The following is an 11,846-nucleotide window of genomic DNA, read 5'->3' as shown; positions in this document are numbered from 1 at the left end:
CGTGGTGTCATTGGTGATGCCATCGCCTGGCGTGCCGCTGTCGCTGCTCGGGTCGAGCTGGGCGGTAAGGGCTGGGCCGGTGGTGTCAATTTTGACACTATCGCTACCGGTGCCACCTTGATTCCCTGCCTTATCAACAACCTGTGCGGTGACAACCAGCTCCTGGCCTTCACCCGGAGAGACGATGCTTGGCAAGCTCACACTACCGGCAACAATATCTGCCTGGGTCAGGGTAATGGCAGGCTGAGTCACACCATTAATGCTGTAAACCAGCTTGTCGCCCTGCGCTGCAGTAGCGGGCAGAGTGACACTGGCTGCAATATTGCCAGTCAGTTCGCTGGCATTAATGTAGCCATCGTTGTTCTGATCGGTGGTGATGGTAACGATAGGCAGGCCTGGGGCAGTAAGCTGTAGGAGTGCTGTATCTTGCACCGGGCCGGCTTTATTGCCCGCAGGATCAACGATGCTGACGGTGGTAACAAAGTCCGTGTTATTGGCGGTAGGGTTAAAGCTGATATTTAGCACCCCATCCGCTACTTGCTGTGCAGTAAGGATGAAGACCTGATTAACGTTACCGCTACCGGTAACCGTAACGGTATCACCTACGGCGGCACCGGCAGGCAGCGTAACTTGTACGTCTAGATCGTTGTCTTTGAGTTCGCTGGCACTGATCAGGCCATCATTATTTTCGTCTTCGACAATGCGAACAGCCATGCCACTGAACTGGGTGTAATCGGCCTTGACCGTGTCTTGCCCTTCTCCGCTACGGTTACCCGCTGCATCGACAATGCTGGCTTTCACCACCAGGGTGGCACCATCTGCCAGTGGCGGGAAGCTGGTGGTGACAAAGCCGTTGGCTTTATCTTGCGCGGTAATGGCAACAGTCTGGGTAAGCGTACCGTTATTGATGGAGACTTTGTCGCCAACGGCAACCAGATTGCCATTGAACGAGACTTTGACGTCTACATCTCCTTGGGCTTCTGCACGGTTGAGCAAGCCATCATTATTGCTGTCTTCTACAATGTCGACGCCCACTGCATTGCCATTATTCGGCACTTGCGTATCGATAGTAAGTGGCACTGTTGAGCTTGTGGTATTACCAGCTGGGTCGGTAGCGACCACCGGGAAGTTGGCCGCGCCTTCTGGCAGCGGCTGGGTTGGGGTAACGCTCCAGCTGCCGTCTGGTTTCACCGTGGTGGTGAGTACCTCACCAGTCGGGCTGGTCACTTTGATGCTGTTGCCTGGCTCACCGGTGCCGCTGATGGTGGGGGTGTTGTCGTTGGTGATGCTGTCGCCGACGGTACCACTATCACTGGCTGGGTCCAGACCAGCGGTCAGTGCCGGTGCCACCGTATCCAGCTTGGCACTATCACTACCGATACCACCCAGATTGCCGGCCTTGTCTTCTACCTGAGCAGTGACAGTAAGGGTGCCACCTTCGGCAGGCTGGCTGACGTTGTCTACTAGCACACTACCATTGGCAATATCCTGAGCAGTCAGTACCCGTGGTGTTTGCGCTACGCCATCCACACTGACCAGCAGCTTATCCCCTGCTTGCGCAGTGGCTGGCAGGGTGACGCTGATATCTACATTGCCCTGCTTCTCTGCCGCGTTGATGAAGCCGTCGTTGTTCTGGTCTTCAAGGATGTTCACCACCGGCACACCAGGCGCAGATAACTGCAGACGAGCCGTATCGGTTACCGGACCGGAACGATTACCCGCCACGTCGGTAATGTTGGCGGTCACAACAAAGTCGGTGTTATTGGCAGTGGGGTTAAAGCTGATATCGATAAAACCTGCGGCCAACTGTGCTGCGGTCAGCGTGAATACCTGGGCCACGTTGCCACTGGCACTGACCGACAGGCTATCCCCTGGCGCAGCACCTTGCGGCAAGGTAACGCGAACGTCGATATCGTTGTCTTTCAGCTCACCAGCACTGATCAGGCCATCATTGTTTTCATCTTCGGTGATGCGAATCGCCAAGCCGGTAAACTGCGTCAGATCCATCTTGACGCTATCCGAACCTACTGGCCCCAGGTTGCCTGCCTGGTCTTCGATGCGGGCGCTGACATTGACCGTTGCACCATCACCGGGATTGTTGATACCAGCAAGGCTCACCGCACCTGCGGCGATATCGGCGGCTGTCAGCACGCGTACCGGCTGATCTACACCATTCACGGTGACCAGCAATTTGTCACCCGCCTGAGCGGTGGCCGGCAAGGTGACGAGGGTATCCAGCGTGCCGTTCAGCTCTGCGGTGCTGACCAAGCCGTCGTTATTACTGTCTTCGGTTATGCGTACCTGTGGCGCACCTGGCTCGCCAGTCATCAATGTGGCTTTATCGGACGCGGTATTGGACTGATTACCCGCCGCATCGCTCAACTGCGCAGTAACAACCAGCTCGCTACCATTGGCCGGTGCAGGTATGTCCAGCAACACCTGGCGGGCATCCACCTGTGGCTGTGTTAGCACGATGGTCTGGGTAGCGTTACCGCTAGAGGTGATAGTGAGCAAATCCCCTGCGACAGCGCCTGCTGGCAGGCTGATGCTCACCCCCACATTACCCTGCAGCTCGCTATTGTTGATAATGCCATCGTTATTGGCATCCTCGGTAATCGCCACCTGCAAGCCGGACAAATCACTCAGATCAACCTTGGCACTATCTCTGCCGCTGGCACTGCGGTTGCCCGCAGCATCCATAAAGTAGGCATCCACAGTCAGCGTGTTGCCACTGGCAGGCAATGGGAAACTGGTATTCACTGCACCGGCAGCAATATCGCCCGCCGTTAGCGTAATGGTTTTACTACTGGTGCCGTTACTTACCACCAGTTGGTCACCCACGGCTACCTGGCTACGGTTGAAGGCGATACTGACATCTGCCTCACCTTGTGCTTCTGTCCGGTTAATGAAGCCATCGTTATTGCTGTCTTCTGTCAGCGTGACGACTGGCGCTGCACTACCATTAGGCACCGCGGTATCAATGGTGAGTGGGACAGAGGCATTGGTGGTGTTACCTGCCGGGTCTGTGGCCGTAACCGGCAGATTCACCGAGCCTTCCGGCAGCGGCTGGGTAGGGGTGACGCTCCAGCTTCCGTCCGGCTTGACGGTAGTTGTCAGGGTTTCACCCGTCGGCGTAGTCACCGTAATGGTATTGCCAGGCTCGCCCGTGCCCATGATAGTGGGCGTATTGTCATTGGTAATACCATCGCCTTTGGCGCCACTGTCGCTTGTAGGGTCCAGCTGTGCAGTCAATGCTGGCTTGCTGGTATCGATTACCAGCGGCACATTGGCAGTGGTGGTATTGCCGGCAGGATCGGTCGCCTTGACCGTAACGGTATTGCTACCGTCAGGCAGCGGCTGGCTTGGGGTAACGGTCCAGGTACCATCCGGCTGCACCGTGGTTGTCAGTGTTTCGCCTGTCGGGGTTGTGACCGTTACTGTGTTGCCGGCCTCACCCGTACCACTAATCGTCGGCGTGTTGTCACTGGTCAGGCTGTCGCCTTTAGTACCGGTATCACTGGCAGGATCCAATTGCGCCGTAAGTGCGGGCGCCTCTGTATCAATCCTGACCTTGGCGCTTGTCTTGTCAGACTGGTTGCCTGCGGCATCGCTCAGCTGTGCCGTTACCACCAGATCAGTACCGCTCGCCGTAGGCGGCACCTCCAGGGTCACACGACCGGCATCAATCTGCGCTTGGGTCAAGGTAATGGTTTTGGTATCACTACCGGTTGACTGAATTGTCAGCAGATCGCCGGCTACAGCACCGGCAGGCAGCGATACCACCACGCCTACCAAACCTTGCAGCTCGACTTTGTTGAGCAAACCATCGTTATTGGTGTCTTCAACAATGCTGACCACCGGTACATTCAGATTGCTCAAGTCCACCTTGGCGCTATCAGACCCCGTGGCACTACGGTTACCAGCAGCATCCACAATCTGGGCATTAACGGTTAGCGTGTCACCGGATGCGGGCAAAGCAAAAGACGATGTCACATAGCCATTCAGCTTGTCCGTGGCCGAAATGGTGACATCTTTGCTGACGCCCCCGGCACTGATCTGCACCACATCACCAACCGAAACCAGGTCGCGATTGAAGGCGACTTTTACATCAGCATCGCCCTGCGCCTCCGTACGGTTGATAAAGCCATCATTATTGCCATCTTCAGTAAGGGTAACTTCGGGCGCCTGGCCACCATTCGGCACAGCCGAATCAACCACAAGAGGAACGGTGCCGCTAGTGGTGTTACCTGCCGGGTCGGTGGCTTTTACGGTAACGGTGTTGTTGCCTTCCGGCAGCGGCTGGGTGGGCGTAGCGCTCCAGCTACCATCCGGCTTGACGGTGGTGCTGACGGTTTCGCCAGTTGGCGTGGTGATGGTAACGGTGCTGCCTGGCTCGCCAGTGCCGCTGATAGTCGGAGTATTGTCGTTGGTGATGCCATCGCCCTTGGTGCCGCTATCGCTACTTGGGTCCAGCTGGCTGGTCAGAGCCGGGCCTTTGGTGTCGACGGTAACAGGAACGGTGCCGCTAGTGGTATTACCTGCCGGGTCGGTGGCTTTTACGGTAACGGTGTTGTTGCCTTCAGGCAGCGGCTGGGTCGGCGTAGCGCTCCAGCTACCATCCGGCTTGACGGTGGTGCTGACGGTTTCGCCAGTTGGGGTGGTGATGGTAACGGTGCTGCCTGGCTCGCCAGTGCCGCTGATGGTCGGGGTATTGTCGTTGGTGATGCCATCGCCCTTGGTGCCGCTATCGCTGTTTGGGTCCAGCTGGCTGGTCAGAGCCGGGCCTTTGGTGTCGACGGTAACAGGTACGGTGCCGCTGGTGGTATTACCAGCCGGGTCGGTGGCTTTTACGGTAACGGTGTTGTTGCCTTCAGGCAGCGGCTGGGTCGGCGTAGCGCTCCAGCTACCATCCGGCTTGACGGTGGTGCTGACGGTTTCGCCAGTTGGGGTGGTGATGGTAACGGTGCTGCCTGGCTCGCCAGTGCCGCTGATAGTCGGGGTATTATCGTTGGTGATGCCATCGCCCTTGGTGCCGCTATCGCTAGCTGGGTCCAAGAAGACTGTCAGCGCTGGCGCAGTGGTATCAACCAGATCATCCGTGGTGGTAAAGGGAGCTGAAATGATCCCGACATCATTCTCACCCGTGAGCACAAGCGCCTGCACGCCTTCTGCAATACGAGCAATCCGTACAAACGAACTACCGCCACTTTCACCGGCCCCGCCGGTTAAGCCTGCCGCCGTATCCTCCAGCCCCTGCAAAGGATCCTGACCACGCTCAAGCGCAGCCAGTACATTACGTGCGTCAGCATTGAGCGGGGCGATTGCTGTATCGGTGGCATCTATCGATGCTTGGGAAAATACATCATCGGTAATGGTGACACTGCGCTCATCGGCAACCCTGACAATATTACCATTCATGCCGCGCAGTTCGATAAATGCATCTGCGGGGACGATAAGGCGTTCACCCGTGAACACCTTATCGCCTAGCTGTAATACTCGGGTCGAGCCATCCGCCGCTACTGCGATAACTTTGCCAGAAAGTGCTACGACAGTGCCTTGAACGGTTGCAGTGTTCGCCATGATGAAAGCCCCAAACATTGTTGTAATACTCAGCAATGTATTGGGGCTTTATTGGCTTACCTATTGTACCAATGGGCAAATTGATTTATACGGCCAATTTCAATAATAACTGTATCCTGTCAGATACATCGAACTTTGCAAAGATGGCCGTAAGGTGTGCTTTTACTGTGCGCTCGGAAATATCCATTTCCTTCGCAATCAGCTTATTGCTGTTACCCATTTTCAAGTATTGCACAACTTCTCGCTCCCTTTCGGTAAGTTGTGCCATTAAATCATGCTGGGGTTTAGCTATCTGACCAAAGCGTGCGCAAAGTTGCTGCATCAGGCCAACACCAACCCAAAGCCCCCCTGACTCAACAACTGCCATGGTTTGCCGCAGTGTTTCTGGTGTCGAAAATGCATGCAGGTAACCCGCCGCACCGAGACCCAACCAGTCTACGGCCGCACTGTCAGTTGGCGTACTGCTTAGTACGATAACCCGCGCGGGGCCAAAATCACTTTTGCATAATCGCTTGATTAAATCAGGATCCTGATTATCAGCATCTACCCAAACGAGATCCCCCTGCCGAAAACGGTTTGACGTTGGCAAATCCCATAGCGATGGCAAAGTTTCTATAAATGTGCCAAGCGCCGCAGCCAAATGATCTTGCAAAGAAATGCTAGATGATATCAATAAGGTATACATATTATCGCTCACTCAATGCCTGTGCTTTTGCCCGCAAAACAGGTTTGAGCAAATAGTTCAGCACGCTTTTATTGCCTGTAATGATATCCACCTCAGCTGTCATACCCGGAATGATGGGTAGCTTGCCTTGATTACCCAAATGCGATGAATCTGTCTTCACGCGCACCACATAATAGGTATTACCCTTTTCATCAGTTATCGAGTCGGCACCGATTTGCTGCAAAGAGCCTTTCAGACCACCATAAATAGTAGAGTCATAGGCAGTGAAACGCACAAAGACACGCTGACCCGGGTGCAAGAAGGCAATATCACGTGGCGAGATTTTGGCCTCGATAAGCAGTGACTCATCCAGTGGCACGATCTCCAGGATATCCCGCCCCGGCTGTACCACACCACCCACCGTATTTACCAGCAAACGCTTGACCTCGCCACGTACGGGCGAGCGTACTTCGGTCAGTTTTACCTTGTCTTGCAATGCCGCGTTGCCGGCGCCCAGCGTGCTCAGCTTGGCCAACGTTTCCGAGAGCTCAGTACTGGCCTGGTTACGGAAAGTAAGCTCAACCTCTTGAATCTTCCGGGAAGCCTCGCTAATCGCCGACTGGATCTTGGGCACCTGGGCATTAGACATATCACGCTCACCGCGATAGCGCGACACGTCGCGCTCCAGCCGCAGGATGTCCACCTCCGACACCGCACCAGACTTCAGCAGAGGCCGCGTCACATTCAACTCGCGCTGAGTCAGCTCCAGCCCTTGATTAGCCTGGTCGCGCCGGGCGCGAGCCTCGTTCAGCTCCTGGCTACGTTGCGCCAATTGCTGGCGAGCGATGGACAAGTTGGCCTCCAGCTCCATTCTCTTGGACTGGTAAAGGTCCATTTCCTGGCGTGCAATTTCGGGCGCCCTGGTGGTCACTTCTGGCGGCAGGCTAAATGGTTTGCCTTCGGACAAGGCGCGCAGGCGCGATGACTTGGCCTGCAAGGAGAGGAGTTGTGACTGGTTTTCGTTAAGAGACGACACAAATCGCGTGTTGTCCACCTGCAGCAAGAGTTGGCCGCGGTCGACAATGTCGCCCTCTTTCACCAGTATTTTCGATACCACGCCGCCATCCAGGCTTTGCAAATGTTGTACCTGGCTAGTGGGCACCACCTTGCCCTCGCCACGTGCTACTTCATCTAGCGTTGCCAGCGCAGACCAGATCAAGGCACACAGGATAAACAGGCCGATCGTCCAGATGAACATACGTGGGCGGCGCGGGTCTTGCGCCAGGATGGCCCACTCGGCGTCAGAGGCAAAATCCTGCCGGTCTTGCAAATCTTCCGCCGATGACCAACCCAGAATTTTCTGTATAAACGGGTTACTGGTATTACGCAGCTTATCCAGCATTGCTGTTAGCCATTTCATGCTTGCGCCCTCCCCACTTTACCCTGCTGCAGGGCTTGCACAACTTCTTGCTTGGGGCCATCTGCCAAAACGCGGCCTTGATCGATCACGATAATCCGGTCTACCAGATCCAGCAATGCGGTGTGATGCGTCACCAGGATCAGGGTCTTGCCCGCCACGATTTTCTCGAAAGTGCGCTTCATGGCCGTTTCTGTACTGTGATCCATATTGCTAGTAGGTTCATCCAGCAGCAATATTGGTGGCGCATTCAGCAAGGCGCGGGCAATGGTGACCGCTTTGCGCTGACCACCGGACAGCGATTCGCCACGCTCGCCAATCACCATGTCAAAGCCATCGGGGTGCGAGTTGATAAACTCGGTTAGCCCGGCCAGCTCGGCGGCGGCCGCGATGGTAGCATCGTGCACATGCGGCTGGCCCATGCTGATGTTCTGGCGCAGCGTGCCATAAAACAGTACCGGGTCTTGCGAAACATAGCCGATATGGCGGCGCAGCTCGGCCGGATCGACCTGTTGCACGTTCACGCCATCAATGCGCACCGCGCCCTGCTGGGTCTGATACAGGCCCATCACCAGTTTTTGTATGGTTGATTTGCCCGAGCCCACACGGCCCAGAATAGCCACGCGCTCGCCTGCCTTGATGTGGAACGACACATTATGTAGTGCCCCAAGTGGGCTATTCGGGTAAGTAAAGTCCACATTATTGAACTCGATCTCACCTTTAAAATGCGTACGATGGAAGAAGGTGCTTTCATGCTCGCGCTCCACTGGCTGCTTCATCAAGCCTTCAAGCGAGGTAAGCGATGACTTGGCATTGTTGTACTGCGTCATCAGGCCGGCTACCGCCCCCAAAGGTGCAATGGCACGCCCTGCCAGCATGGTGCAGGCGATCAGCCCCCCCACGGAGGTCTGCCCTTCCTTGATCAGATACACCCCCACAACCAGAATGGCCACTGACATCAGCTGTTGAATGAACGCCGCCAGGTTCATGGTAACGGCAGACAAGAACTTGAGTCGGGTACCAATCTGGGCCAGAAAGAGGGTGGCTTTTTCCCAGCGCCCCTGCAGCTCACCTTCGGCCCCCAGTGTCTTGACCGTTTCCAGCCCCACCAGGCTTTCCACAAGATGCGCGTTGCGCTGTGCCGAGGCGCGGAAGGTGCTTTCGGACAGCTCGTGCATCTTGGCCTGCACAATAAAGGCCAACAGCAGCATGAGGATGATGGCGATAACTGGCGGCAGCACCATCCAGGGCGAAATCCACATCATCACAAACAGGAACAGCAGAGCAAAAGGCACATCGACCAAGGTGGTGATGGTGGCCGAGGCGATAAAATCACGCAGCGACTCAAAAGCACGCAAGTTGGCCGCAAACGCCCCCACCGAGGCCGGCCGGGCTTCCATGCGGATACCGAGCACGCGCTCCATGATGAGCGCCGATAGCATGACGTCCACCCGCTTGCTGGCCAGATCAATCAGGTAACCCCGAGTGAGCTTCAGTACAAAATCGAAGATCAGCATGAGTGCTACGCCCCCCGCCAGTACCCATAGCGTGTCGAACGCCATATTGGGCACCACCCGGTCGTATACATTCATGGAAAACAACGGAAAAGCGAGTGCGAAAAAATTGACGAAGAAGGCGGCAATCAGCGCATCGCGATAGAGTGGGCGGCCTTGCAATACGGCATGCCAGAACCAGTGTTCACTGCGTGCTTTTTGCAGCTCCGGCACGCGCTTTTCAAAGCGGAAACGTGGTTTAACGACGATGGTCAGGCCGGTATAAATCGCCTGCAGCTCTTCCAGCGTCAGTACCTGTATCGATTCTGGCAGCTCGCCAGGGCTGATATGAAACTTCCCGTCACTGCTGACTTCCCGCAGCAAGCAAGCCTGGTCGTTTTTCAGTATCAGTACGGCGGGCAGCAGCACGGCGGGCAGCTGGTTCAACGGGCGGCGTAGTACGCGCGAGGCCAGGCCGGCACGGCGTGCTGCACGCGAAAACATGGAAGGGCTGAGGCGCTGGTCTTCCATGGGAATACCGGCAATCAGCGAGTCGCGCGTAGTGGTGACACCGTGTAGGCGAGTCAGCTCAAACAGACAATCCAGCAGAGGGTCGAGGTGCGTGGCACGCAGGGTGATTCCTGCGGTAGTGGGGCTAGTTTCAGGCTTATCCATACGCTCTTTTCAAGGTGTGGCCTTGCTTTTCGTTATTCGGCAGCTCGCTGTGCGGCACTTTTTTATATCGGATACATTATCGGCAAGGCTTGGCAAACCTGCAAGTATCATTTGATTGATCTTTAACAACTTATTGCCAATTGTAAGAAACGCTAACTAAAAAAAAGCCAGCATTGCGCTGGCTTAGGATAACCAAGATTGTCTTGCTTAGGATGACAGTTGCAGCCGTTTGGCTCTTACATACAACACTACGCTGCTGAAATACAGCACAGTGAGCCACACTTCCAGCATGGCCAGCTGCTGCGAGAGGCCTTTATCCCCCCAGGCCCGCATCACCCCCTCGGCAAAAAATGCCAGGATAAACATACTGGACCACTGGTAGGTATACACGCGCTCTTTCAGCACGCCCATCAGGGGCAATAGCAAAACAACTGCCTTCAAAACCAGCCAGGAACCACCTGGGCGCAGCGGGGCCAGCCACAGCTCCCATGCCAGGTTCAACATGATCAGGGCCAGCAGGCTGAATACTGCGCCCCAATGAAACGGTTTGGGGTTAGCCATGCGCCACATCCGGTTTTTCCTTGTTTACCAGCATCGCCATCACGATGCCTACTTCGTACAACAGCCACAGCGGTACCGCCATCATCACCTGAGACAATACGTCGGGCGGGGTAACGACTGCAGCCACCACAAAAGCCCCCACAATCACATACGAGCGGCCTTCACGCAGCTGCTTGAGCGTGACGATGCCCATACGGTTAAGCACCACCACAATCACCGGTACTTCGAAGGTAATGCCGAAAGCGACAAACATACCCAGTGCAAAAGACAGATATTTGTCGATATCCGTCATCATGGCCACGCCTTCGGGGGTATGGGCACTCATGAAACCGAATACCACCGGGAAAACAGCAAAGTAGGCAAAGGCCATGCCCACCATGAACAACAACACGCTGCTGACAATCAGCGGTACTACCAGCTTTTTCTCGTGGTTATACAGACCGGGGGCGATAAATGCCCAGACTTGATAGAGGGTATGCGGCAAGGTGGCCACAAACGCCACCAGCATGGTGACTTTCAGCGGCACAAAAAACGGTGCCGTGACTTCGGTGGCAATCATGCTGCTGTTTTGCGGTAGGACATCCAGCAGTGGCTTGGCAAACAGGTGGTATACATCACCCGCCCAAGGCACCATGGCGAGCAATGCCACCAGCAGTACAATAGCAATACGCACCAGCCGGTTACGCAGCTCGACCAGATGCGCCAGTAAAGGTTGTTGATCCATGAATTAAGAACGGGGCTCGGCTACGGATTGGTCGGAAGCGCTGGTAGTGGCAGGCGGGGCAAACAAATCCAGCTGTCCCTCATCCTCAGTGGGCTTCTGCTCGGGCACCACCCCTGCTGCTGCCAGCATGTCTTCCGGTGCAATGCTTTCGGATGGCTGGCTTGCCTCATGGGCGATCTGGGCAAGCTCGCTGGCTGACGCCTGCACCGCGGCACTGACAGGCGCCACCGAATAGGCTATGTCCTGCGCCACCTGGCGCGTGTCGTCTACCTCACGCTGCACCTGGTCGCGAAAAGCGTTGGCCGCATCCTGCACATCCTGCTTCAGCTCCTGCAGGCCTGCCATCTGGCTTTGCTGGTGGATATCGGATTTCACACTGGCCACAAAGCGCTGGGCGCGGCCAACCAGTGCGCCAATGGTACGCGCCACCGTCGGCAAGCGCTCGGGGCCCAGTACAATCAGTGCCACCACGCCAATGAGCAGCAGCTCACCAAAACTGATTTCAAACACAGTATGGCCTGCGCTTATTTCTTGTCTTGGTCAGCATCGATCACGCGGCCACCCGCGCCATCTTTATCCGCCTCGCCCTTCATGCCTTCCTTGAAACCTTTCACTGCACCGCCCAGATCCTCGCCAACATTACGCAGCTTCTTGGTGCCAAACACCAGAACCACAACCAGCAGAACGATCAGCCAATGCCAGATGCTAAAGGAACCCATGGACACTTACCTC

General features: G+C 55.9%; 8 protein-coding genes. All 8 read right to left on the bottom strand.

Features of this window, described 5'->3' with window-relative positions; translation table 11 throughout:
- Nucleotides 1-5,580 (bottom strand): retention module-containing protein (locus FLQ44_RS04790; RefSeq protein ID WP_170252796.1); only part of this gene is annotated, 5,580 nt, incomplete at its 3' end.
- A gap of 85 nt (nt 5,581-5,665) precedes the next feature.
- Nucleotides 5,666-6,277, bottom strand: coding sequence for a response regulator transcription factor (locus FLQ44_RS04785; protein ID WP_147693307.1), 612 nt, complete (start codon nt 6,275-6,277; stop codon nt 5,666-5,668).
- On the bottom strand, nt 6,267-7,664 hold the full coding sequence (locus FLQ44_RS04780; RefSeq protein WP_147693306.1) for an HlyD family type I secretion periplasmic adaptor subunit: 1,398 nt from the start codon (nt 7,662-7,664) through the stop codon (nt 6,267-6,269). The genes FLQ44_RS04785 and FLQ44_RS04780 overlap by 11 nt, the downstream gene beginning before the upstream one ends.
- The gene (locus tag FLQ44_RS04775) at nt 7,661-9,829 is read right to left on the bottom strand and encodes a type I secretion system permease/ATPase (RefSeq protein WP_147693305.1); all 2,169 of its coding nucleotides are present in this window, start codon (nt 9,827-9,829) and stop codon (nt 7,661-7,663) included. The genes FLQ44_RS04780 and FLQ44_RS04775 overlap by 4 nt, the downstream gene beginning before the upstream one ends.
- A gap of 207 nt (nt 9,830-10,036) precedes the next feature.
- On the bottom strand, nt 10,037-10,390 hold the full coding sequence (locus FLQ44_RS04770; RefSeq protein WP_147693304.1) for a DUF2069 domain-containing protein: 354 nt from the start codon (nt 10,388-10,390) through the stop codon (nt 10,037-10,039).
- A complete protein-coding gene (tatC, locus tag FLQ44_RS04765) occupies nt 10,383-11,114 on the bottom strand; it encodes a twin-arginine translocase subunit TatC (protein ID WP_147693303.1) in 732 nt (243 codons plus the stop codon). Before tatC ends, FLQ44_RS04770 begins: the two co-directional genes overlap by 8 nt.
- A 3-nt stretch (nt 11,115-11,117) precedes the next feature.
- Nucleotides 11,118-11,624 carry a Sec-independent protein translocase protein TatB gene (tatB, locus tag FLQ44_RS04760; RefSeq protein ID WP_147693302.1) on the bottom strand — a complete coding sequence of 169 codons (507 nt, stop codon included), beginning with the start codon at nt 11,622-11,624 and terminating at the stop codon, nt 11,118-11,120.
- A gap of 14 nt (nt 11,625-11,638) precedes the next feature.
- On the bottom strand, nt 11,639-11,833 hold the full coding sequence (gene tatA, locus FLQ44_RS04755) for a Sec-independent protein translocase subunit TatA (protein WP_147693301.1): 195 nt from the start codon (nt 11,831-11,833) through the stop codon (nt 11,639-11,641).
- Between the last annotated feature and the right edge of the window lie 13 nt (nt 11,834-11,846).

Source organism: Vogesella mureinivorans (assembly GCF_007644035.1).
Taxonomy (GTDB): Bacteria; Pseudomonadota; Gammaproteobacteria; order Burkholderiales; family Chromobacteriaceae; genus Vogesella; species Vogesella mureinivorans.
The sequence above is the reverse complement of the archived record's forward strand: the minus strand, read 5'-3'. Positions and strand labels throughout refer to the sequence as shown.